The organism is Streptomyces monomycini, from assembly GCF_022271435.1.
Lineage (GTDB): Bacteria > Actinomycetota > Actinomycetes > Streptomycetales > Streptomycetaceae > Streptomyces > Streptomyces monomycini.
This window is the reverse complement of the sequence record NZ_JAFIQY010000009.1, coordinates 80,086-103,397: the sequence shown is the minus strand read 5'-3', so window position 1 is coordinate 103,397 and position 23,312 is coordinate 80,086. Positions and strand designations below refer to the sequence as shown.

The 23,312-nt window shown below is 73.2% G+C and carries 21 protein-coding genes; 12 read left to right on the top strand and 9 right to left on the bottom strand.

Features of this window, described 5'->3' with window-relative positions; translation table 11 throughout:
- Positions 1-29: 29 nt before the first annotated feature.
- Positions 30-1,436, bottom strand: coding sequence for an MFS transporter (locus JXZ78_RS13885; RefSeq protein ID WP_030023607.1), 1,407 nt, complete (start codon positions 1,434-1,436; stop codon positions 30-32).
- A 29-nt stretch (positions 1,437-1,465) separates the two neighbouring features.
- Positions 1,466-1,915 (bottom strand): MarR family winged helix-turn-helix transcriptional regulator, encoded by a 450-nt coding sequence (locus JXZ78_RS13880; RefSeq protein WP_030023605.1) that lies wholly within the window; start codon positions 1,913-1,915, stop codon positions 1,466-1,468.
- A gap of 130 nt (positions 1,916-2,045) precedes the next feature.
- Here JXZ78_RS13880 and JXZ78_RS13875 point away from each other — a divergent pair, with 130 nt between their 5' ends.
- A complete protein-coding gene (locus tag JXZ78_RS13875; RefSeq protein WP_078624588.1) occupies positions 2,046-2,234 on the top strand; it encodes a ribbon-helix-helix protein, CopG family in 189 nt (62 codons plus the stop codon).
- A gap of 24 nt (positions 2,235-2,258) precedes the next feature.
- On the opposite strand, the gene JXZ78_RS13870 is transcribed toward JXZ78_RS13875, so the two are convergent.
- Entirely contained in the window at positions 2,259-3,728 is a 1,470-nt protein-coding gene (locus JXZ78_RS13870; RefSeq protein ID WP_030023603.1) for an NCS2 family permease, read from the bottom strand.
- Positions 3,729-4,023: 295 nt separating this feature from the next.
- Between JXZ78_RS13870 and JXZ78_RS13865 the strand changes: the two genes are divergently transcribed.
- Positions 4,024-4,311, top strand: a complete 288-nt coding sequence (locus JXZ78_RS13865; protein WP_030023602.1) for a DUF2530 domain-containing protein — start codon at positions 4,024-4,026, stop codon at positions 4,309-4,311.
- Between the two features lie 187 nt (positions 4,312-4,498).
- On the top strand, positions 4,499-6,892 hold the full coding sequence (locus tag JXZ78_RS13860; RefSeq protein WP_030023601.1) for an HAD-IC family P-type ATPase: 2,394 nt from the start codon (positions 4,499-4,501) through the stop codon (positions 6,890-6,892).
- Positions 6,893-6,989: 97 nt separating this feature from the next.
- Here the strand turns inward: JXZ78_RS13860 and JXZ78_RS13855 are convergent, their stop codons facing one another.
- The 3 genes from JXZ78_RS13855 to JXZ78_RS40745 all read right to left on the bottom strand — a co-directional run bounded on the left by JXZ78_RS13855 (position 6,990) and on the right by JXZ78_RS40745 (position 12,426).
- Positions 6,990-10,256, bottom strand: coding sequence for a sacsin N-terminal ATP-binding-like domain-containing protein (locus tag JXZ78_RS13855; protein WP_372498420.1), 3,267 nt, complete (start codon positions 10,254-10,256; stop codon positions 6,990-6,992).
- Positions 10,257-10,968: 712 nt separating this feature from the next.
- Positions 10,969-11,886: a DUF3027 domain-containing protein gene (locus JXZ78_RS13850; protein ID WP_030022247.1), complete on the bottom strand. Its 918-nt coding sequence runs from the start codon at positions 11,884-11,886 to the stop codon at positions 10,969-10,971.
- Positions 11,887-12,165: 279 nt separating this feature from the next.
- The gene (locus JXZ78_RS40745) at positions 12,166-12,426 is read right to left on the bottom strand and encodes a hypothetical protein (RefSeq protein ID WP_238783091.1); all 261 of its coding nucleotides are present in this window, start codon (positions 12,424-12,426) and stop codon (positions 12,166-12,168) included.
- Positions 12,427-12,460: 34 nt separating this feature from the next.
- Here JXZ78_RS40745 and JXZ78_RS13840 point away from each other — a divergent pair, with 34 nt between their 5' ends.
- The 4 genes from JXZ78_RS13840 to JXZ78_RS13825 are packed head-to-tail and all read left to right on the top strand — an operon-like array spanning position 12,461 to position 16,082.
- Positions 12,461-13,828, top strand: coding sequence for an MFS transporter (locus JXZ78_RS13840; protein ID WP_050502750.1), 1,368 nt, complete (start codon positions 12,461-12,463; stop codon positions 13,826-13,828).
- A gap of 26 nt (positions 13,829-13,854) precedes the next feature.
- A complete protein-coding gene (locus JXZ78_RS13835; protein ID WP_030022249.1) occupies positions 13,855-14,367 on the top strand; it encodes a hypothetical protein in 513 nt (170 codons plus the stop codon).
- A gap of 36 nt (positions 14,368-14,403) precedes the next feature.
- Positions 14,404-15,234 carry a futalosine hydrolase gene (locus JXZ78_RS13830; RefSeq protein ID WP_030022250.1) on the top strand — a complete coding sequence of 277 codons (831 nt, stop codon included), beginning with the start codon at positions 14,404-14,406 and terminating at the stop codon, positions 15,232-15,234.
- Entirely contained in the window at positions 15,231-16,082 is an 852-nt protein-coding gene (locus tag JXZ78_RS13825; protein WP_030022251.1) for a 1,4-dihydroxy-6-naphtoate synthase, read from the top strand. The genes JXZ78_RS13830 and JXZ78_RS13825 overlap by 4 nt, the downstream gene beginning before the upstream one ends.
- A 26-nt stretch (positions 16,083-16,108) precedes the next feature.
- On the opposite strand, the gene JXZ78_RS40255 is transcribed toward JXZ78_RS13825, so the two are convergent.
- Complete coding sequence (locus JXZ78_RS40255) at positions 16,109-16,492, bottom strand: cold-shock protein (RefSeq protein ID WP_030022252.1); 384 nt, start codon at positions 16,490-16,492, stop codon at positions 16,109-16,111.
- 205 nt (positions 16,493-16,697) lie between these two features.
- Here JXZ78_RS40255 and JXZ78_RS13815 point away from each other — a divergent pair, with 205 nt between their 5' ends.
- Positions 16,698-16,937, top strand: a complete 240-nt coding sequence (locus JXZ78_RS13815) for a hypothetical protein (RefSeq protein WP_030022254.1) — start codon at positions 16,698-16,700, stop codon at positions 16,935-16,937.
- A gap of 19 nt (positions 16,938-16,956) precedes the next feature.
- Here the strand turns inward: JXZ78_RS13815 and JXZ78_RS13810 are convergent, their stop codons facing one another.
- Positions 16,957-17,640 (bottom strand): HAD family hydrolase, encoded by a 684-nt coding sequence (locus JXZ78_RS13810; RefSeq protein ID WP_030022255.1) that lies wholly within the window; start codon positions 17,638-17,640, stop codon positions 16,957-16,959.
- A gap of 95 nt (positions 17,641-17,735) precedes the next feature.
- Here JXZ78_RS13810 and JXZ78_RS13805 point away from each other — a divergent pair, with 95 nt between their 5' ends.
- The 4 genes from JXZ78_RS13805 to JXZ78_RS13790 are packed head-to-tail and all read left to right on the top strand — an operon-like array spanning position 17,736 to position 21,870.
- Positions 17,736-18,761 carry a FecCD family ABC transporter permease gene (locus JXZ78_RS13805; protein WP_030022256.1) on the top strand — a complete coding sequence of 342 codons (1,026 nt, stop codon included), beginning with the start codon at positions 17,736-17,738 and terminating at the stop codon, positions 18,759-18,761.
- Positions 18,758-19,846 (top strand): FecCD family ABC transporter permease, encoded by a 1,089-nt coding sequence (locus JXZ78_RS13800; protein ID WP_030022257.1) that lies wholly within the window; start codon positions 18,758-18,760, stop codon positions 19,844-19,846. The genes JXZ78_RS13805 and JXZ78_RS13800 overlap by 4 nt, the downstream gene beginning before the upstream one ends.
- A complete protein-coding gene (locus JXZ78_RS13795) occupies positions 19,843-20,721 on the top strand; it encodes an ABC transporter ATP-binding protein (RefSeq protein ID WP_030022262.1) in 879 nt (292 codons plus the stop codon). The genes JXZ78_RS13800 and JXZ78_RS13795 overlap by 4 nt, the downstream gene beginning before the upstream one ends.
- A 54-nt stretch (positions 20,722-20,775) precedes the next feature.
- A complete protein-coding gene (locus JXZ78_RS13790; protein ID WP_050502751.1) occupies positions 20,776-21,870 on the top strand; it encodes an ABC transporter substrate-binding protein in 1,095 nt (364 codons plus the stop codon).
- Between the two features lie 72 nt (positions 21,871-21,942).
- On the opposite strand, the gene JXZ78_RS13785 is transcribed toward JXZ78_RS13790, so the two are convergent.
- Positions 21,943-23,271: a hypothetical protein gene (locus tag JXZ78_RS13785; protein WP_030022265.1), complete on the bottom strand. Its 1,329-nt coding sequence runs from the start codon at positions 23,269-23,271 to the stop codon at positions 21,943-21,945.
- Between the last annotated feature and the right edge of the window lie 41 nt (positions 23,272-23,312).

Sequence of the window (23,312 nt, the reverse complement as noted above, 5' to 3'; positions counted from 1 at the left end):
TTCCCGGCCCCGGCCGCCGTACGCCTGCCTCAGGCCGCCGCGGCCAGCCGCTCCGGTTCGCCGTCCCGCTCGCGCGGTACGAACCGTACGTGCTGGTGGCCGCGCCGCAGGTCGATCCGGACCCGCAGGCCGCCCGCACGGGTCAGCACCAGGCCCACGCCGGCCGCCGCCAGGGCGGAGACCAGGCCGCCCGCGAGGAAGCCGATCCGGGCGCCGTACGCGTCGGTGACCCAGCCGACCAGGGGCGCGCCCAGCGGCGTACCGCCCATGAAGACCATCATGAACAGGCTCATCACCCGCCCGCGCATCAGCGGATCGGTCGCCATCTGCACGCTGGAGTTGGCCGTGACGTTGATCGTCAGGCCGACGACGCCGACGACGATCAGCAGCGCCCCGAAGACCCAGGCGGTCGGTGAGAGGGCCGCGGCCATCTCCAGGACGCCGAACAGCAGCGCCGCGCCCACCAGCAGCCGCAGCCGCGAGGTGCTGCGCCGGGCCGCGAGCAGGGCGCCCGCCAGCGAGCCGACCGCCATCAGGCCGTTGAACCAGGCGTACATGCCGGCGCCGCCGTGGAAGATCTTGTCGGCGAAGGCGGTCAGCCAGATCGGGAAGTTGAAGCCGAAGGTGCCGATGAAACCGATCAGGACGATCGGCCAGATCAGCTCGGGGCGGCCCGCGACATAGCGCACGCCTTCCCGCAGCTGGCCCTTGCCGCGTGGCGCGCGGTCGACCGTGTGCAGCTCACCGCTGCGCATCAGCAGCAGTCCGGCGAGCGGCGCGAGGAAGGACAGGCCGTTCAGGAGGAAGGCCCAGCCGCTGCCGAGGGAGGTGATCAGCGCACCGGCCACGGCGGGGCCGATGAGCCGGGCGGACTGGAAGTTGGCGGAGTTCAGGCTGACGGCGTTGCGCAGGTCGTCCGGGCCGACCATCTCGGCCACGAACGCCTGCCGCGCCGGGTTGTCGACGACAGTGATCAGGCCGAGCACGAAGGCCATCAGGTAGACGTGCCAGACCGCGACGTTCCCGCTGAGGGTCAGTACGGCCAGCACCAGGCCGGTCAGGCCCATCGACGCCTGGGTGACCAGCAGCAGCTTGCGCTTGGAGACCCGGTCGGCGATCACGCCCCCGTACAGCCCGAAGAGCAGCATGGGCAGGAACTGGAGGGCGGTGGTGATGCCGACGGCGGCGGACGAGCCGGTGATGCTGACGACCAGCCAGTCCTGGGCGATGCGCTGCATCCAGGTGCCGGTGTTGGAGACGACCTGGCCGGTGGCGAACAGTCGGTAGTTTCGGACGCGCAGCGAACGGAACATCCCCCCGCGCGATTCGGCGGCGGTGCCCTTGGTACCTGTGGGGGGCGCGGTCGCGGCGTCGGTGACGGTGGAGTCGTCGGGTATCGGTGCGGGGGCGGAGTCTGCTCCGGATCCCGTACTCAAAGTGGGTTCGCCTCCTCGGCGCTCGGTCTCTACAGCTGGGCGAGCTTCTCCAGCACGGGTGCGGCGGTCCGCAGTGCGGCCCACTCGTCCTCGTCCAGCCCGGAGGCCAGCTCACTCAGCCACGCGTTGCGTTTGCGGCGGCTCTCTTCGAGCATCGCCTCGGCCTGTTCGGTCTGGGTGACGACCTTCTGACGGCGGTCGTCCGGGTGCGGTTCGAGCCGGACCAGGCCCTTGGCCTCCAGCATCGCGACGATGCGGGTCATCGACGGCGGCTGGACATGCTCCTTGCGCGCCAGCTCGCCGGGGGTGGCGTGACCGCACCGGGCAAGGGTGCCGAGCACCGACATCTCGGTGGGGCTGAGCGACTCGTCGACCCGCTGGTGCTTGAGTCGGCGGGACAGCCGCATCACGGCGGACCGCAGCGCGTTCACGGCGTCGGCGTCGGCGGCAGCGTCGTCGCCCAGGGACAGTTCCGGCATGTTCGTTAGCATAACTCATTACCCTCTCTAATGAAAGCCCGTACACCTGTGACCATCCGCCTCACCCTTCCGAGTGAGGACGCAGCGGAAAGTGACCCGCCTGACCAGGGCGTGAGAGGACCGTGGCGGTATGGGATCGGGAGTGCTCAGCCTGCGTATGGACGGGGAACTGCTGGAGCGCCTTCGGCAGCACGCCTCGAAACGCGGAATGAGCGTCCAGGACTATGTGACCCGGACGCTCATCCGTGAAGACTTCGACGAACGTTTCAAGATGTCGGTGGACCGGACGGAGCGGTTCTACGCGGCACCGCCGCTGTGAACCGCGCCGCCGGCGGGGCGCCCGCTAGTGGGCGCCCAGCACCTGCTCGATCGGGTTGAGCAGGAAATAGACGAGGAAGGCCGCCCCCACGGCGTTCAGCAGCCACGGGATCTCCTTGAAGCGGCCGGTCGCCGTCCGCAGCAGGATGAAGGCCAGCACGCCCATGCCGATGCCGTTGGTGATGCTGTACGTGAACGGCATCGAGACGATCGTCAGGAACGCCGGAACGGCGATCGTGAAGTCGCTCCAGTCGATGTCCCGGACGTTGGCCGACATGATCAGGAAGCCGACGACCAGCAGCGCGGGCGTCGCAGCCTGCGACGGGACGACCGTCGCCAGCGGCGTGAAGACCAGCGCCAGCAGGAAGAGCCCGCCGGTCACCACGTTCGCCAGCCCCGTACGGGCCCCCTCGCCGACGCCCGCCGTGGACTCCACGAAGCAGGTGTTGGCGGACGCCGAACCGACGCCGCCCGCGGCGACCGCGATGCCGTCCACCATCAGGATGCGGCCCATGCCGGGCAGGTTGCCGTCCTTGTCGGTCAGTCCGGCCTCCTCGCCGACGCCGATGATCGTGCCCATCGCGTCGAAGAAACCGGACAGCAGCACGGTGAAGACGAAGAGGCACCCGGTCAGCAGGCCGACCTCCTTGAAGCCGCCGAACAGGCTGATCTGCCCGACCAGGCCGAAGTCCGGCGTGCCGACGATGCCGTCCGGCACGTTCGGGACCGCCAGGCCCCAGCTCGCGTCCGGGATCTCCGCGACCGCGTTGATGATGATCGCGACGACCGCCATCACGACCATGCCGATCAGGATCGCGCCCTTGGTCTTCCGCACGGTCAGCAGGAACATCAGCGCCAGGCCGACCACGAAGACCAGCACCGGCCAGCCCTGGAGCTGACCGCCCTGGCCCAGTGCCAGCGGCACGGTGGTGTGCGCGGCGTCCGGGTTACGGCTGACGAAGCCCGCGTCGACCAGGCCGACCAGCGAGATGAACAGGCCGATGCCGATCGCGATGGCGCGCCGCAGCCCGTTCGGGATCGCGTCCATGACGCGTTGCCGCAGGCCGGAGGCGACCAGGATCATCAGCACCAGACCGGCGAGCACGACCATGCCCATCGCGTCCGGCCAGCTCATCCTGGGAGCGAGCTGGAGCGAGACGACGGCGTTGATACCGAGGCCGGCGGCGACGGCGATCGGGACGTTGCCGATGACGCCCATCAGGAGCGTGGACAGGCCGGCCATCAGCGCGGTGGCGGTGACCAGCTGGCCGTTGTCCAGCTGGTGCCCGAACTTGTCCTGGCCGGCGCCGAGGATGATCGGGTTCAGCACGACGATGTACGCCATGGCGAAGAAGGTGGCGAGACCGCCGCGCAGCTCACGGGAGACCGTGGACCCCCGCTGGGAGATCTTGAAGAACCGGTCGAGACCGTTCTTGGGCTGCTGCGGGGCCGGGCTCTGGACGGCGTCGACCGGCGTGGTGGCCGAGGGGGACATGCGCGGACCTCAGTCGTACGGGCCTGGGAGGGCGTGGGGGCCCCGGATCGGGCCCAGAACACGAACAAGCCGGATCAGATTGGAGGATTCAACGAATCACACCAGTCAGAACCGGATAGGTTCAGTATGAATAAACAAGCCGGTGATCGCTATCTCCGCGCGTAGACCCCGGTGGGACAAGGCCGGACACCTCCCGCCGACCGGACCGGTGCGCCACCCGCCGGCCGTCCTGCCGTGACCGGCCTTGCACCGGCCTTGCACCGGCTCTGTCGGTGGCTGCCCGTAAGCTGGCCCCATGTGGAAGAAGTCCGAACTGCGCGAGGCCCCGGAGCCTCTTGAGGGCCCCGTCGTCGGCACGATCACCGGCGGCACCGTCATCTGGTTCGTGCTCTTCCTGGCCCAGCTCCCCTTCTACGGCTGGTTCGCCGACCACGACCGCACCTGGTGGGTGTGGACCTGCCTGGCCGGCGGCAGCCTCGGCATCCTCGGCATCTGGTACGTCCGCAAGCGCGACGCCGCCATCAAGCGCGCGGCGGCCGCAGCGGGCCCGGACTCCGAGCGGGCGGCGGCGGACGCGCGCTGAACCGCCGACGCACGCCGGGTCATCGTTCCGGCGCCGCGGACGGCCGTCCCACCCCGCGGACATTTTCACCCCATAGTGGACGCATCCCGACCCCCTACGGTTGACGCGCGCCCCTCCAACAACTCCCACCACCTTCCTGTGCGTATCCAGCGGGTGAATCGCCCGTTCCGCCCGTAACGTCGAAGGCATGACTCAGCGGGCGAAGACCGAAGCCGGAGGCCGCGAGCAGGCCGCCGAACCGGCCCACCGCGGCCTGAGCGCCGCCGAGGTCGCCGAGCGGGTGGCCAGAGGCGAGGTCAACGACGTCCCCGTACGGTCCTCGCGCTCCACCGCCGACATCGTCCGCTCGAACGTCTTCACCCGCTTCAACGCCATCATCGGCGTGCTGTTCGTGATCATCCTGATCGTCGGCCCGATCCAGGACGGCCTGTTCGGCTTCGTGATCGTCGCCAACACCGGCATCGGCATCATCCAGGAGCTGCGCGCCAAGAAGACCCTGGACAGCCTCGCCGTCATGGGCGAGTCCAGGCCGACCGTACGGCGCGACGGCGAAGCCGCCGAGGTCCCCACCTCCGAGGTCGTCCTCGGCGACGTCATCGAACTCGGCCCCGGTGACAAGGTCATCGTCGACGGCGAGGTGCTGGAGAGCGACGGCCTGGAGATCGACGAGTCGCTGCTGACCGGCGAGGCCGACCCGGTGGTCAAGCAGCCCGGCGAGAAGGTGATGTCCGGCAGCTTCGTGGTCGCCGGCGGCGGCGCGTTCACCGCCACGAAGGTCGGGCGCGAGGCGTACGCCGCTCAGCTCGCCGAAGAGGCGTCCCGCTTCACCCTCGTCCACTCCGAGCTGCGCACCGGCATCAGCCAGATCCTCAAGTACGTGACGTGGATGATGGTGCCGACCGCCGCCGGCCTGATCCTCAGCCACCTGTTCACGCTGAACATGGCGGGCGACGAGGCCGTACGCCGGATGGTCGCCGGCATCGTCCCGATGATCCCCGAGGGCCTGGTCCTGCTCACCTCCGTGGCCTTCGCGATCGGCGTCGTCCGGCTCGGCCGCAAGAAGTGCCTGGTCCAGGAGCTGCCCGCGATCGAGGGCCTGGCCCGCGTCGACGTCGTCTGCCTGGACAAGACCGGCACGCTGACCGAAGGCGGCATGGACGTCAGCGACCTGCGCCCGCTCGGCGGTACGGACGAGGACCACATCGCGCAGGTCCTCGGCGCCCTCGGCGCGTCCGACCCCCGCCCCAACGCCTCCCTCCAGGCGATCATCGACGCCTACCCGGCCGGCGACGGCTGGCGCTCCACCGACGCGCTGCCCTTCTCCTCCGCCCGCAAGTACAGCGGCGCGGCCCTTCAGAACCCGGACGGCGACAGCACCACCTGGCTGCTCGGCGCCCCCGACGTCCTCCTGCCCTCCGGCGACGACGCGCTCTCGGAAGTCGACGACCTCAACGCCCAGGGCCTGCGCGTCCTCCTGCTGGCCCGCGCCGAACGCGAGCTGCACGACTCCGACGTCGCCGACCACGTACGCCCCACCGCCCTCGTCGTCCTCGAACAGCGGCTGCGCCCCGACGCGATGGACACCCTGCGGTACTTCGAGGAACAGGGCGTCCAGGCGAAGGTCATCTCCGGCGACAACGCCGTCTCGGTCGGCGCGGTGGCCGGAAAACTGGGCATGCCGGGCGCCGACTCACCCGTCGACGCCCGCAAACTCCCCGGCGACCCGGACGAAATGGGCAAGGTCCTGGAGGAGGGCGCGGTGTTCGGCCGCGTCACGCCGCAGCAGAAACGGGACATGGTCGGAGCGCTCCAGAAGCGCGGCCGCATCGTCGCCATGACCGGCGACGGCGTCAACGACGTCCTCGCCCTGAAGGACGCGGACATCGGCGTCTCGATGGGCGCGGGCAGCGAGGCCACCAAGGCCGTCGCGCAGATCGTGCTGCTCAACAACAGCTTCGCGACACTGCCGTCCGTCGTCGCCGAGGGCCGCCGGGTGATCGGCAACATCACCCGCGTAGCCACCCTCTTCCTCACCAAGACCGTCTACTCGGTCCTGCTCGCGATCCTCGTCGCCTGCTGCCAGATCCCGTACCCCTACCTGCCGCGGCACCTCACCCTGCTGTCCACCCTCACCATCGGCGTCCCCGCCTTCTTCCTCGCCCTCGCCCCCAACAAGGAGCGCGCGAAACCGCACTTCGTCCGGCGGGTCATGCGCTACGCGGTCCCCTCCGGCCTGATCGTCGGCCTCGCCGCCTTCGCCACCTACCTCCTGGCCCGCAGCCACTACAGCGGCCCGGACGCCCTCCCCGCCGAGACCAGCGCCGCCACCCTGACCCTCTTCCTCAGCGCCATGTGGGTCCTGGCGATCATCGCCCGCCCGTACACCTGGTGGCGCGTCGGCCTCGTCCTGGCGATGGGCCTGGGCTTCCTGATCGTGCTCGTCGTCCCCTGGCTCCAGAACTTCTTCGACCTCAAACTCGTCGGCACGACGATGCCGTGGGCCGCCGTGGGCATCGCCGCAGCGGCCGCGATCCTGCTCGAAGTCGCGTGGCGGATCATCGGCCGACGCTTCCCGGCGTAGCCGGCTCCGCCGACGCTTTTTCTGGCTTTTCCGGACACGCGGAACGGGGCGGGCCGACCGCGTCACCGCAGCCCGCCCGCCCCGCCCCGGGACGGCCTCAGTCGAACCAGCGGGCCTCCGCCAGCTCCTCCGCACGGTCCAGGTCCTCCAGGAGCGCCGCCGCCTCGAAGCGGCGGGGCCACTGGCCGGCGGCCCAGGCGAGCCCCGCCGCGACGCCCTCCAGGGTCGCCGCGTGCAGCGTGCCGTCCGGCGTCCAGCGCCAGTCGAGTTCGGTGCCGTCCTCGACGGTCAGCTCCTCGTGCTCGACGTACGAGCGCGGCGTGTCCGGGCCCAGCAGCGTACGGACCGGCTCCGGAACCTCGTGCCGGCCGCCCTCCGAGGACACCGGCGCCGCGAAGACCTCGCTCAGCCGCCGCACCTGGAACAGTTCCGCCAGCTCGGCGGCGCGCGCGGGACGGACCGGCAGCAGGGGCAGCCCGGCGGCCAGCGGCATCAGGTCCGGCGCGTCCGCGACCACCGCCTCCGCCGCGTCCACGACCCGTACCTCGCCGTCCACCACGACCCGCAGCTCGTCCGGGATCGTCACCTGCTCGGGGTCCAGGTCCGCCAGCACCCCGTACAGCGCGTGCAGCTGCGCGGAGCCCACCTCGTGCTCCGGGTCCGCGAGGCGGGCCAGCAGCTCGGCGGCGCCGCCCGGCTCCTCCAGGAGCGCCGCCGCGGTGGTCCGCACCCCGAGGGCGCGCAGCACCTGCGCGTCCACCTCGCCCGCGTCCGCCGACTCGTACAGCCCCGCCAGCAGCGGATCGCCGCCCGCGGCCCGCAGACCGGCCGGCCGGCGGCCGTCCAGCACCGGGTGCCCGCGCAGCCACCACGCCGTGTACGGGCGCACCGACTCGGTCGTGCCGTCCGGCAGCAGCACCCGTACGGGCGCGGTCAGCGCGTCCCGCAGCGGCGGCCGCGACAGCATCGCCAGCGCCTGCGGCCACGCGTCGTCGTCCACCAGGTCCAGGTCCCGTACGGCCACCAGCTCCGTCGCGACCGGCGGCACCGGGGTCTCCGGCAGCCCGTCCAGGATGTCCTCGCACCACACGTCCACGGCGTCCAGCACACCGGCGTCGTCCGGCTCGGTGAAGTCGCCGTCGCGCGGCTCCAGCTCGTCCGGGTCCAGCACCACGTCCTGCGCCCGCACGAGGGCGAAGCCCGCCAGCACGCCCACGGCGGTCAGCGGCTGCTCCCCCCAACGCTCCGCGAACCCGGCGTCGACCGCCGCGAGTTCACCCTCCCGGATGACCCGCTCGAAATCGCTCCCGGGCAGTACCAGTTCACCCGCCGGTGCCGACTCACCGTCCTCGTCCGGCAGCGCGAGCGCGGCCAGCCACGGCTCGTCACCGGGCGCCAGGTGCGCGTCCCGCACGAGACCGAGCACGGCCTCCGCCAGCTCCTCACCGCCGAGCCCGGCCGGCTCGCCGTCGAATCCGAAGGCGTAGTCGTCCTCCGCCGCGTCCAGGGAGCCCGCGACGGCCGCCCGCACCTGCGGCGTCGTCAGCACGGCGCGCGGCGCGGCCGGGGTGGCGCCCAGCTTCTCCAGCAGCGGATGCACGGCCTCCGGATGCGCGACCTTCAGCCCCAGCCGGGCCAGCGTCGCATGCCGCTCGGCGGCGCCGCCGCCGTCACCGTCCGGCAACGGCAACAGCACCTGCCGCGGCCCGATCGTGGTCCGCGCCGTCCGCCCGTCCTCACCGGCGGACCCGGCCAGCGGCACCGGCAGCCCGCTCAGCCGCTCCGGATCCGTACCGGCCAGTGAGTCGTACAGCCGCCACCACCACGCCGGCGACCGCTCCACGCCCGCCAGCCGGTCCACGACCTCACCCAGCGGCACCCGGGCCACCCCCAGCGCCCGCAGCTCGGACCTCCGCTCCAGCCCGGCGGGCAGCAGGCTCGGAAACAGCTCCGCCAGCACCCGAACGGTGTCCGCCCCGGCCCCTTCGACCAGCTCGGCGTCCACCGGCCGCAGCACGTACGCGTCCTCCTCGCCCCGCGCACCACCCCAGCCGCCGCCCTCACCCGGAGCCAGCTCGTCAGGCCCCGCCGACTTCGGCACCGCCTCCAGCGACAGCTCCACGCCCGTGGCAGGCGCCGCCGCACTCGGCAGGAACCGCACCCGCGGCAACAGCTCCAGCACCTGCCGCCGCAGCTCGTTGTCCAGCTCCCCCTTGCCCAGCGGCCCCGGTACGAGATCGATCGTCCCCGCCGACACCGGCTGCCAGCCGGCCAGCAGCGACGCGTACGCCTCCGCGGCGCGCCGCACGAGATAGCCGGTCAGCGCCCCGGGCGCCACATGCCGCCGCGTCGGCTCCAACGGGAACGAAGCGATCAACAGCCCCGGCAGCCCCTGCGGCTCCTCGGTCGGCGTCGGCGCGTGCACGACCGGCGCGGTCGCCGGGCGCACCGGCGCGCCCTCCTCGTCCACCGGGACCGCCCACGTCACCGCCCAGTGCGGACGCAGCCGCTCCTCCACCGGACGGTCCGCCAGCAGCTCCGGCTCCAGCGCGCCGCTCTCGCTCACGACCCGCCAGCGCGAGACGCCCCGCTCACTGTCCTCGATGACGACGTACGCGCCCTCCTGGCGCCGCGTCATCTCCCGCACACCGTCCGGAGTCTCCACGACGACCTCGGCCAGCCCCGGCAGCGTCAGCAGCAACGCGGCATCGATCCCGGCCAGCAGGCGCACCGTCAGCTCGTGCGCGGCACCGTCGCGCAGCGGCAGCACGACGGACGTGTCGTACCCCTGCGGCGCGGAGCCCTCCGCGGGCAGCGGCAGCCGCAACAGCGGTACGTGGCCATCACGGCGCCGCAGCTCACCCCCCAGGCCGGGACTGTGCGCCGCCACCTGACTCGCCAGCTCCCGCGCCTCCGCCAGCGACCAGCGGACACCGCCCGTACGGCCGACCAGCGCGGGCTCGTCACTGACCGCGAGCACCGCCGAGAACCCCACACCGAACCGGCCGACGGAAACCGCCGCCTCGGTCTCCCGCTTCGCGGACGCGCGCAGCGTGGCCAGCGATTCGACGCCGGTGGCGTCGATGGGGGCACCGGTGTTGGAGGCGACCAGCACGGCGGGCTCACCGCCCCGGGCCGGGTGCAGGGTCAGGCGCAGCCGCCCGGTCACCCCGGCGCGGCCCGCGGCGTCCGAAGCGTTCTGCGCCAGCTCCACGGCGAGCCGGTCCCGATATCCGCCGAGCGCGAGATCCTCCTCGGCGTTCGCATCCTCCCGGAACCGGGCAGGCGAGGCCGCCCAGGCATCGAGCACCCCCCGCCGCAGCCGAGCCGTCCCGAACGGATCTGCCTCTGCCGCTTCGCTCACGTTCTCTCCCGTTCCTCGCGATGCCGAACTCCACTTTCTACCCGGTGGGGGGCGGAGGTGGGGCATGGGGGTGCGATGCGCCCTTTGGGCGCGCGTCTTGCGGGAGGGGTTCGGTGGGCGAGGAGCTTTCCGAGCGACCGGGCTGGGCTTTTCACGCACCTCAGCGCACTCGGTACGGTACGCGCGTCCTGCGCAATAGGCCCGGTGGGTGGGGGCTCGGGGGCACTCCGGGGTCACTCCTCAGCATCCTTTAGCTTCAGTGAATTGGCCCGTCGGTCAGCGTGCGGACTGCCTGCGGGGAGACCCCTGCGTACCCCCGAGCCCTGGCCGTCCGGCGACTATCGGAGCGATCGGGCTGGGCTTTTCACAAGCCAAGCCAAGCCATGCCCGAGCCCATGGCGTACGGCCAGGCCAGCACAGCCGCCTTACCGCCATCCACCCCGTGCGCCTCACCCCCAGGAGGGCGGGCACCCGGGTGATCGAAAAACTCCCCCCACCGACCCAGCCTCGCCAATCCGGCCGGAGGGGGCGTGTAGGGGGCCATCCCCGCAGGCAGCCGGGAGCCTTCGTTCACCAACACACCCTGGGTGACGTACACGGTGCAGAGGAGTTGGCCCCCTGCGCGCCCCCGCCCCCCAACGCAAGCAATGCGAGCCAAACGTCAACCACAAACCCGCGCGCGCAGCGCGCAGCGCAAAGCGCCGATACCAGGTCAGCTATGACCAAACTCTTCGGCCGGTCCGGAGTCCTCCACAGACCCCCCAGTCCGGTCAGGACGCAACGTGAACGGATCCACAACGTTCTCGTCAATAACGGGAGCCGCCGGCCGCATAGGCCTCGGCATGACGGCGGCCTCCGAATGCCCCCCACACCCGTACCCGAGCGACACGACATGCCCGTCCGCAGGCCCGAACTCGTTGCCGCAGATCCCGAACGCCTGGCGGAGCGACCCGGCCAGGGGCACCAGGAAGCCGCAGGAGACACAGTTGGCAGGGGCGGCCTGGGCCATGGCGGTCTTGGGGCCGTACTCCTCTTCCCAGCGGTCGGCCGCCGCGTGCAGGCCGTAGCGGGACAGGACCCGGGGGCGCCCCATGCCCAGCTCATCGGCGACCGCCGCAATGCTGCCGCGGGAGGTCGTCGCGGGCGCAGCCGCAGGCGACCCCGGCTCGACGTCGGCGTCCTCCGCGTCCGCCAGCTCGGTGACGCCGGGCGAGACCTGCGCGCCACCCGTCCCCGTGTCCTCCGCTCCCCCCAGGGGAGCAGCGCCGGGCTCCAGCCGGAGATCCTCGGCCTCGGTGGGGAGCAGGTCGCCGGGGCCCATGTCGCCGGGGCGCAGCCGCTCGCTCCAGGGCACCCATTCGGGGGCCAGCAGCGCGTCGGGGCCGGGCAGCAGGACGCTCTCGTCGAGGGTGACGTGTTTGGCCCGGGACGCGCGGGCGACCGTGACGGCCCAGCGCCAGCCCCGGTAGCCGGGCTCCTTGCATTCGAACAGGTGCGTGACGACGCGGTCTCCGTCCGCGACGGCGTCGACGTGCTCGCCGACCGTGCCGGGCGCCGCGGCCTCCTCGGCCGCCACGCGGGCAAGGTCGACCGCCTCGGCGCACAGGCGGTCAGGGGTACGGCTTCGCATCGCAGCACTCACAAGAATCGATTCTCTCTTCCACGCCGTCTCACGAGTGCGCCAGCCGGAGCTGTCCTGTCCTTGTCCGGACGACCGGCGTGCCGGGGCGGGCGGAGCGGACCTGGGGACCGCGTCGACGTCCGCGCCCGGTCATCTCGGTCGAGCGCACCTCTTACGACCCATTCTGCGGGATCGCGGCAAGGCGCGCGGCCAAGAACGACCGCCGGTGGCGCGCTACACACGCTACCCCTTCAAAGGTGTACGACCCCTCGCCGGGAGCGGCAAATGTCATCGGCAGCGTCCGGCGGCCGGGCGGCTCGGCGCGGCAGGGCCCGGAAAGAGCCATGTCCCGGGCGAGTTGGGGCAGTATTGCTGCGTGGCTGCCGGACGGGCGTCGAGGAAGTCGAGGCTGCCGCGGATGTCGCGGGCGTCGCGGATCTCCAGGTCGGGGACGGCGAGGGCGGCCCGGACCCCGCGGATCGCCACGGCTTCGCGGATCTCCACCGGCCCGCGTGTCCCCAAGGGCGCGCGGGTCTCGACGGCGTCCACGCGGCCGGAACGGAAGGGCGGCGGAGCGGGCCGGGTGTGCCGTGCCGCCGGGCGGGCGCTGCGCCGCCCGTTCACGGCGGCCGGGCGTGGCATACGGCGCGCCACCCACGCGCACGGCGCGGGCGAGTCGGGTCTCGGCAAGCTGATCGAGTTGCACGCGGTGAATTCGGCCGGTGACATGCTGATCACGGTGGCGCTGGCCTCGACGGTGTTCTTCTCGGTGCCGACGGACCAGGCGCGCGGCCGGGTGGCGCTGTACCTGGCGGTGACGATGGCGCCGTTCGCGCTGCTCGCGCCGGTGATCGGGCCGCTGCTGGACCGGGTGCCGCACGGCCGCCGGGCGGCGATGGCCGGGGCGATGCTGGCCCGTGCGCTGCTGGCGCTGACCATGTCGGGCGCGGTGGCGGGCGGGGGCCTGGAGCTGTATCCGGCGGCGTTGGGCGTATTGGTGTCTTCGAAGGCGTACGGGGTGGTGCGGAGCGCCGTCGTGCCGCGCCTGCTGCCGCCCCGCATCTCGTTGGTGAAGGCCAATTCGCGGGTGACGCTCGCGGGGCTGCTGGCGACGGGCGCGGCGGCGCCGCTGGGGGGCGCGCTGCATCTGATCGGGCCGAGCTGGCCGCTCTACGGGGCGTTCACGGTGTTCGTGGCGGGCACGTTCCTGTCGTTCTCGCTGCCGCACAAGGTGGACTCGGCGAAGGGCGAGGGGCGGGCCCGGCTGGCCTCCGGCGAGGACGGTGCGGGGCTCGGGAAGGCGGCGGGCGAGCGGCCGGGGAAGGCGCTGGCGGGCGGGCGGCGGCCGGGGCTCCGTACGGTCGGGCCGTCCGTGCTGCACGGCCTCCAGGCGAACTGTGCGCTGCGGTCCCTGTCCGGCCTGCTGACATTCTTCCTGGCGTTCCTGCTGCGCGAGCATCCGCTGGGCGGGCTGGGGCCGCAGGTCTCGCTGGGTCTGGTGGCGGTGGCGGCGGGGGCGGGGAACGCGCTGGGGACGGCGTTCGGCGCGTGGCTGCGGGCCAGAGCGCCGGAGCTGATCATCGCAGTGGTGCTGGGGCTGGCGCTGGCCGTGGCGGTGACCGCGGCGGTCTTCTACGCGGTGCTGGCGATCGTGGTGGTGACGGCCGCGGCGGCGACGGCGGGGCTGTGCCAGGCGCTGGCGAAGCTGTCGCTGGACGCGGTGATCCAGCGGGACGTGCCGGAGTCGGTCCGTACCTCGGCGTTCGCCCGTTCCGAGACCGCGCTCCAGCTGTCCTGGGTGGTCGGCGGCGCGGTCGGGATCGGACTGCCGCTGAACGGTACGGTGGGCCTGGCGGTCGCCGCGGCGCTCGTCGCGACCGGCGTGGTGCTGGCCGTACGCGGCCTGCTGGGCGCGGCGCGGCACGGCGCGCCCCACCCTCGTGTGGCGTGACCGGGGCCGACCGATAGCCTGCCCGCATGACCGCGTTCTCTTCTTGGGGTACTGGCCGCCGCGCCGCTGCCGCCCTCGGTGCCGTGTCCCTGGGGCTCGTCACCCTCTCCGCCTGTGAGAAGCCGACTCCGCTCGCCACGGTGACCGCCGGCAAGGACACCGTGACCGCCGAGGCCGCCTGCTACGACGACGGCAAGGTGCTCGGCGATCTGGCCGCCAGCGACAAGAAGGCACAGGCCGAGTTCACCAAGTGCCTGACCACCGAGCCCAAGAAGACGCTCACCGTGCACCCGGGCGAGAAGCTGCGCCTCGGTGTCGAGCCGGACGTGGCGGAGGACGGCTGGATCGCGCTGTCCAACAACAGCCCGATCACCAACGTCAGCAAGCAGACGTACCAGGTGGTCGGCAGCGCGGACCAGCTCTTCGTCAACCAGCAGACCCGCAGCCTGGCCGATTCCACCGTGGTGTCCGTCGTGGCCACCAAGGGCGGCAAGTACACGGGCGTGTGGAACGTCAAGCTCGAACGCGCGGAATCCTGAGTCCGCTGAGGTACGCGTGAGGCTGGTGGTGGTGAGGTGACCGTGACGCGTGTCCTGGTCGTCACCGCCGTCGCGGCCGAGCGCGACGCGGTGGTCGCGGGCGTGGCCGGTGACGGCGGCGTGACCGGTGACGGCGCCGCAGCCTGCGACGGCGGCGCGGAGATCGTCGCGCTGCCCGCGGGCGGCTACGCGCTGCACCGGGTACGGACGTCCGCGCCGCCCCCGCACGCGCAGGCCGGCGCGGTGCTCGACGTGCTCGCCGCCGGGGTCGGCCCGGCCGCCGCTGCCGCCGGTACGGCCACCGCGCTGACCGCCGGAATCTGTGCCGGAGCCGGTTACGACCTCGTCATCTCCGCCGGAATCGGTGGCGGTTTCGCCCCCGGTCCGGACGCGGGCAGCCCCGGTGCCCCGGTGGGTTCCGCGGTCGTCGCGGACGCGATCGTCGCCGCCGACCTGGGCGCCGAGACCCCGGACGGCTTCCTTCCGGTGACCGAGCTCGGCTTCGGCACCGTCGTCCACCTCCCGCCGCCGGCCCTCGTACGGGCCCTCGCCGCGGCCACCGGCGCCGCCCGCGGCACGGTGCTCACCGCATCGACCGTGACCGGCAGCGCGGAGCACGCCGCGCGCCTCGCCGCGCGCCACCCGCGCGCCCTCGTCGAGGCGATGGAGGGCTTCGGGGTCGCCGAGGCCGCCGCCGCGCAGGGCCTGCCGGTGCTCGAAATCCGTACCGTCTCCAACCCCGTCGGCCCGCGCGACCGCGCCGCGTGGCGCATCGGGGACGCGCTCGGCGCGCTCTCCGCCGCCTGCGCCGCGCTCCCCCGCGTCCTGTCGGCGGCCGGGACCCCGACCTCCTGGAGGACGCCATGAGCGACCCGCTCAAGATCGCCTACTCGCCGTGCCCGAACGACACCTTCGTCTTCCACGCCTGGGCGCACGGCAAGGTCCCGGGCGCCCCCGCGCTGGACGTCACCTTCGCCGACATCGACATCACCAACGGCATGGCCGAGCGCGGCGAGCTGGACATCCTGAAGGTGTCGTACGCGGTGCTGCCGTGGGTGCTGGAGGAGTACGCGCTGCTGCCGTGCGGCGGCGCGCTGGGGCGCGGCTGCGGGCCGCTGGTGCTCACCAGGGAGCCGGGCGAGGCCAAGGACCTGGCCGGCAGGACGGTGGCGGTGCCCAGCGAGCGGTCGACGGCGTACCTGCTGTTCCGGCTGTGGGCGGCGGAAGAGGTGCCGGGCGGCGTCGGCGAGGTGAAGGTGCTGCCGTTCGACGAGATCATGCCGGCCGTACGGGACGGCCGGGTGGACGCCGGGCTGGTCATCCACGAGGCCCGCTTCACCTACCAGAACTACGGCCTCGACTGCCTCGCCGACATGGGCGAGCACTGGGAGCGCACGACCGGCCTGCCGATCCCGCTGGGCGCGATCATCGCCAAGCGCTCGCTGGGCGCCGGGCGGCTGCGCGAGCTGGCCGCGGCGGCCCGCGAGTCGGTACGGATGGCCTGGGACGACACCGAGGCGTCCCGCGCGTACGTGCTGGAGCACGCGCAGGAGATGGATCCGGCCGTCGCCGACCAGCACATCGGCCTGTACGTGAACGAGTTCACCGCCGACCTGGGCGAGGACGGCTACGCGGCCGTGCGCGGGCTGCTCACGCGCGCCGCGGCCGAGGGGCTCGTACCGCCCCTCGGCCGTGATGCGCTCCACTTCGGCTGACCGGGCCGTGCCCGGCCGGCCGGGCGTCAGACGTCCAGCTGGTCGGCGACCGCCCGGAGCATGTTCGCGATCTTCCCGCCGTGCGCCTTGTCGGGGTAGCGGCCGCGCTCCAGCTGCTGGGTGACGCTCTCCAGCAGCGTGGTGAGGTCCTGCACGATCGACGCCAGCTCGTCCGGCTTGCGGCGCTGGGCCGCCGCCACCGACGGCGCGGGGTCGAGGATCGTCACCGAAAGCGCCTGGTCACCGCGCTGGCCGGCCACTACGCCGAACTCGACGCGCTGGCCCGGCTTGAGTGCGTCCACGCCGTCGGGCAGCACCGACGAGTGCACGAAGACGTCACCGCCGTCGTCGCGGGAGAGAAAGCCGAAGCCCTTCTCGCTGTTGAACCACTTGACCTTGCCGGTAGGCACGTCTGTCCTCGTCCTCGTACTCGTCGGAAAACCACTGGGGTCTGGTTACTGCGTTCTGCGCGTTGTCTGCGGGAAAAACAGCTCTGGATAGCAGTGCAGCGGGCCACCGGACCCGCCACCCCCCAAGGCTAATGGTCCGGTGCCCGGTGACAAGACGTCGCCGGGTGGTTCCTCCGCGCTTCTGGCCCGGACTTACCCTGGTCGTGTGTCTGACGAAACTCCCCAGGCCGGGGATCTGCTGGTCCGGATCGGCGCGATTGTTTTCCTGATTGGCGCGGTGGCCACTCTCGCCACCGTGACCCCGTTGTTCGTGGGGGCCGATCCGCTGCCGTCCGTCTTCTACTGGGTCTGCATGCTGATGGGGGCCGGGTTCCTCATCGCCGGAGCCGGAGTGCTGCGTTCCGTCGCGGCGCAGCGCCGGCAGGCGAAGTCCTCCACGGCGTAGGCACCGGCGCCTCACCGGGTCACACGCTGCGCCGCGTCCGCTCCGCCACGTACTCCTCCAGCCAGGCCGGGAAGCCGGTCAGGTCGTCGAGGAGGACGTTGGCGCCGGCCGCGCGCAGTTCGTCCGCGTCGCACGGCCCGGTGGCCACGGCGACGGACAGCGCGTCGGCGGTCTGCGCACCGCGTACGTCGCCGGTGTGGTCACCGACGTAGACGGACGCGCCGTGCGCGCGCAGCGCCTCGGCCTTGGCCTCGGCCCACAGCGAGCCGATGACGGCGTCCGCGCCGATGTCCAGGTGGTCCAGGTGCAGCTTGGCGTTGGGCTCGTACTTCGCGGTGACCACGATCGCCCGCCCACCGTGGCGCTGGACGGCGGCCACCGCCTCACGGGCGCCCGGCATCGCGAGCGTCCCGGTGATCGCGTGGGCCGGGTACAGGTCGCGGTACAGGTCGCTGACCTCCGCGACCCGCTCCTCGGGGAACCACCGGCGGATCTCCTGCTCCAGCGGCGGCCCGAGCCGGGTGATCGCCGCGTCCGCGTCGACGTACGTGCCCGTCGCGGCGGACAGCGCCTGGTAGGCCGCCTTGATGCCGGGGCGGGAGTCGATCAGCGTCATGTCCAGGTCGAAACCCACCGTGAGCTGCCGCGAGGCCGTGGCGACCGTGGGATCGGGTACCGGGGTGTGCGAAGCCATGGTGGCCATTGTGGCCGATGACCGTGACAGACCGGGCCTACACTGGCCCCTCCTGGCTCCGCCCCGCCCGCGCGCACCCCTCGACGCTTCCGCGAAGGGAACCGATGCCGGCTGTCCATTCCCGCAGGCCCAGAGCCCTTCTGACGAGACGCCGCGTCGGCTGGACGGCGGCGGTGCTCGCCCTGCTGCTGGCGGTGTTCCTCTCGCTCGCGGTCGGCAGCCGCCAGCTGCCCCCCTCCGAGGTGTTCGACGCGCTGCTGCACGGCGGGGACGGCGACGCCGCGCAGGTGGTGCGCTTCCTGCGGCTGCCCCGCACGCTGATCGGCCTGCTGGTGGGCGCCGCGCTCGCCCTGGCGGGCACGGCCATGCAGGGCGTCACCCGTAACCCCATCGCCGACCCGGGTGTCCTCGGCATCAGCCAGGGTGCCTCGGTGGGCGTGGTCCTCGCGCTGTCCTTCCTGGGGGTGCACACCCTCGGCGGGTACGTCTGGTTCGCCTTCGCGGGCGCCGGGGCCGCCGCGGTCGCCGGGTACGCGATCGCGGCCGCCGGGCGGGGCGGCGCGACGCCGGTGAAGCTCGCGCTGTCCGGGGCGGCGGTCAACGCGCTGCTCGTCGCGGTGACGATGGCGGTGCTGACGACGAAGGCCGCGGCGCTGGACGAGTTCCGGTTCTGGCAGGTCGGCTCGCTGACCGGCCGGGACAGCGAGGTCGCCGCGCGGATCTGGCCGTTCCTGCTGGTGGGCGCGGTGCTCGTGCTGTCCGCCGCACGCGGCCTGGACGCCCTGGCGCTCGGTGACGACGTGGCCGAAGGGCTCGGGCAGAACGTCGCCGCGGTACGTGTCGTGGCCGGGCTCGGCGCGACCGTACTGACCGGCGCGGGCGTCGCGGCCGCCGGGCCGATCGCCTTCGTCGGCCTGGCCGTACCGCACCTCGCCCGCGCTCTGGTGGGCGGCGGCCACCGCCGGCTGCTGCCGATGGCCGCGCTGCTCGGCCCGGTCGTCGTGCTGGTCTCGGACACCGTCGGACGCGTGCTGTTCCCGCCGTCCGAGGTGCCGGCGGGCGTCATGACGGCGCTGATCGGCGTCCCGTTCCTGGTCGTCCTCGTACGGCGGAAGGCGGTGCCCGCATGACGGCACCGGCCACCGGCCCCGGCACCGCGGTACGGCACGGCCGTACGCGGCCCGCCGGGTACGGCCTGGTGCGGGCCGGGCGCGGCTCCTTCCTCGTGCACCGGCGGGCGGCGGCCGTCGCCAGGGTGCTCGCCGTCCTCCTCGCCGCCGTCTGCCTGGCGTACCTGTGCGTCGGCGCGTCCTTCGTGGCCCCCGGGGAGGCCCTGAAGGCCGCCTTCGGGCAGCCGTCGTCCGCCAGGCTGGTCGTCGGGACGCTGCGGCTGCCCCGGATGGTGGTCGGGCTGCTGACCGGCGCCGCCTTCGGGGTGGCGGGCGCGCTGATCCAGACCGTGGCCCGCAACCCGCTCGCCAGCCCCGACGTCATCGGCATCACCCAGGGCGCGAGCGCGCTGACTGTGGGCGCCATGACGTACGGCATCACCTCGTACGCCGTCCTGCCCTACCTGTCGGTCGCCGGCGGCGTCCTCGCCGCCGCCCTCGTGTACGTCTTCGCCTGGCGCGGCGGCCTGCACGCCACTCGCTTCGTCCTGATCGGCATCGGTTTCGCCGTGGCGCTGCGCTCGGTCACCCAGCTGTTCCTCACCAAGGGCGACTACACCACGGCCCAGCAGGCGCAGGTGTGGCTGACCGGCTCGCTCAACGGGCGCGGCTGGGCCGAGGCCGCGCCGCTCGGCTGGGCGCTGGCGGCGCTGCTGCCCGCCGTCCTGTGGGCGGCCCGCGCCCAGCGCAGCGTCACGATGGACGACGACACCGCGACCGCCCTCGGCGTACGGCTGAACCGCACCCGTCTCGGCCTGGCCGCGCTCGGCGTGGTGCCGGCGGCGATGGCGACCGGCGCAGCCGGGCCGGTCGACTTCGTGGCACTGCTCGCCCCGCAGAGCGCCCGCCGCCTGACCCGTACGGCACAGATCCCGCTGCTGTGCTCGGCGCTGCTCGGCGCGGTCGTCGTCGTTCTCGGCGACCTGCTGGCCCGCACGCTCTTCGCGCCGACCGAACTGCCGGTGGGGGTGCTGACCGCGGCTGTCGGCGCCCCGTACCTGATCCGACTGATCATCCGCAGCCGGGCCGTGGGAGGACGCGCGTGAGTGAGGGCGGAGGCAGTGGGAGTGGCGAGGGAGCTGGGGAAACGGTTTCCGCCGTCAGCCGTCTCACGGCGCGGGATCTGACGCTCGCCTACGAGGACCGCACCGTCGTCGACGGACTCGACCTCGACATCCCGCACGGCGCGGTCACCGTCGTCGTCGGCCCCAACGCGTGCGGCAAGTCCACGCTGCTGCGGGCGCTGGGCCGGCTGCTCAGGCCGCGGCGCGGTGCGGTCCTGCTGGACGGTACGGACCTGGCCCGCCTCCCCACCAGGAAGATCGCCCGGTCGGTGGGGTTGCTGCCGCAGTCCCCGGTCGCGCCCGAGGCGATCACCGTCGCCGACCTGGTCTCCCGTGGCCGCCAGCCGCACCAGCACTGGTGGCGGCAGTGGTCCGAGGCCGACGAGCGGGCCGTCGCGGAGGCCATGTACCGTACGGACGTGACGGAGCTGGCCGGGCGGGCGGTGGACGAGCTGTCCGGCGGGCAGCGGCAGCGCGTGTGGATCGCGATGGCGCTCGCGCAGGAGACCGGGCTGCTGCTCCTGGACGAGCCGACGACCTACCTCGACATCGCGCACCAGGTCGAGGTGCTGGACCTGATCCGGCAGCTCAACCACGACCGGGGGCGCACCGTCGTCGCCGTCCTGCACGACCTCAACCAGGCCGCGCGCTACGCCGACCACCTGGTGGCGATGAAGCAAGGGCGCATCGTGGCGCAGGGGCGCCCGGCGGCGGTCGTCACGGCGCACTTGGTGCGCGAGGTGTTCGGGCTGGAGTCGGTGGTGGTACCGGACCCGGTGACGGGCTCACCCCTGGTGGTGCCGGGGCGGCCTTGGCAGGCTCCGGGCGGGGCGGTTGCCGGGCCCGGGCGCGGGTAACCCCGCCGTAGCCGCTCGCCGGCCGGACGGCCGGCCCAGCCGAAAGGGCCTGTCATGCCGCTTCCCGCAGTCCCCCGTCCGGTCCCGCGGGCCGGGTGTCGCCGTACCGCGCTCGCCGTGACCTCCGCCCTGGCCGCTTCCGTGGCCGCTTCCCTGGTGCTGACTGCCTGCGGTTCGGGGGGATCGTCCGGATCATCCGGTACGGGTGGTTCCGGCGGCTCCGGCTCTTCGGCCGAGGCGGCCGACTGCCCGGCCCAGCCCGCCACCACCTGGGCGCGGCCCGCGTCCGGCACGGGGCGGCACACGGTGCGTACGGCGCAGGGCGAGGTGGAGGTGCCCGACGCACCGCAGCGGGTGGTGGTGCTGGACACCGCGGAGCTGGACTCCGCGATCACGCTCGGGGTCCGGCCGGTCGGCGCCACCCGTACCGACGTGGCCGGCGGCTTCCTGGGCTACCTGCCGAAGGACAAGCTCGCGGGCATCAAGGACGTCGGCAAGATCGGCGCGCCCAACCTGGAGGCGGTCGCCGCCCTCGAACCCGACCTGATCCTCACCAGCAAGGTCCGCGACGGCGGGCGGTACGCGCAGCTGAAGGCCATCGCGCCCACGGTCATGACGGAGACCACCGGCTACCCGTGGAAGCAGAACTTCGCCACCCACGCCGACGCGCTGGGCAAGATCCCCGAGGCGAAACGGGCGGTCGCCGCGTACGAGGCACACGCCCGGCGGGTCACCGCGGCGCTCGGCGGGTCCGCGGCCGCGAAGCGCACCACCACCAACGTCGTCCGTTTCGTCGAGGGCGCCGACACCCGCATATACGGCTGCCGCAGCTACATCGGCACGATCCTGAACGACGTCGGCACCGGCCCGACCAGCGTGGTGCAGGACGCACCGGACGGCATGATGACCGAGGTCGGCGCGGAGCAGATCAACCGGGCCGACGCGGACGCGGTCTTCTACTCGGCGTACGGCAGCCCGGAGAAGTCCAAGGAGACGCAGGTCACCGGCGGCGCGCTGTGGAAGAACATGAAGGCCGCCAAGAACGGCCGGATCTTCCGTGTAGACGACGAGCTGTGGATCCAGGGCATCGGTTACACGGCGGCCGACAAGATCCTGTCTCAGCTTCAGGCGAGGCTGGCGAAGAAGTAGGCGGCGAGGCAGGCGGTGGTCGGGCAGGCGGGCGGGCCGGATCTCGTACGGCCCGCCCGCCCCCGTAGCCCCTCAGCGCGGCTGTCGCCTCATCCGCCACACCAGGAACAGGGCGGAGGCGACGGCCGCGATCCGGACCATCACCGGCAGCATCCCGGTCAGCTCGTGCCCCAACTGCCCGTCGGGGATCGACTCACCCCACCACCGGTCCACGCGGCCCCACAGCCACAGCACCAGCCCGCCGACGACCACCCCCGGCACCCCGAGCGCCGCGAACTTCGCCTCGCCGCGCGGCAGCCGCCGGGAGGTGTACGCGAGACCCCAGCCGCCCGCGAGCGCCAGCCAGGACCCCAGCACCGCGCCCGCCACCAGCAACAGCACGGCCAGCAGCAGGACCGGGCTGAGCGGCGGCCGCGCGGCCTGGACGTACTCCACCGGCTCGGGCTCCTCGGCGTACGGCTCCGGCGCGGCCGACCGACGGCGCCACGCGAGGACGCGCGGCAGCACCCGGGGCAGCACGCCGGTACGCGGCGCCTCGGCCGCCTCCTCACCGTGCTCCCCGCCCCTGTCCTCGTCGTCGGCGTCGCCCGCTTCCCCGTCCTCGTCGCCGTCCCGACCGTCCTTCTCCAGGGACAGCGGGCCGTCCTTCCGCTCGCCCGGCGGGCGCTCGCGGATCTCGGGGATCTCGATGCCGCCGACGAAGCCGGGCACCGTCTCGCTGGGCTCGTACGGCCCCCCGTACGGACCGAACGGGCCGTCCTCCTCCACGCGCCACCAGTCGGGCTCGTCGGCGCCCTCACCGAAGGCGACGGTGCTGTCGCCCAGCTCGTCGAAGCCGGCGAGGTGCGGCGGGGAGGCGGTCGGCGGCGGTTCCGGTTCCCGGGTGCGGGGGGAGCGGCGCTTGCCGTCGCGCGGCGCGGGGACCTTTCCGGCCAGGCCGCGCAGCCCTTCGCCGAGGCCGGACAGGCCCGGCAGGCCGGTGCCCTTGGCGGGGCCGGTGCCCTTGGCCGGGCCGGTGTCCTGGGGCACGGGGGCCGCCCCGCTCGTCCCACCGGGTACGCCCGTACCGTCGCCCGTAGTGCCGCCCGTGCCGAAGCGGCGAGCGGCCCCGCCCAGCTTGTCGCGCAGGCCCGGCCGCGCCGGCGGTTCCGCCGCGGCCTGCGGCGTCCCCGGAGCGGGCGCGCCGCCGCCACCCGCCGCCGTCACCACCGCCTCGGGCGTACCGAGCCGGGACAGCACGCGTCTCACCCCGGGCACCGTGTCCTGCTTCGCCGCGTCCACCTGGGCCCGCAGCTCGGCCACCAGGCGCATCCGCGCCCCGGAGGACAGCCCGCGCTGCTGGGCCAGATCACCGACCCGGCTCAGATAGTCAAAGACCAGCTGGTCGCTCTCGATCCCCACGAAATCCCCTGTGGCACAGCCCGGTTCCTCCCGAGACCGTA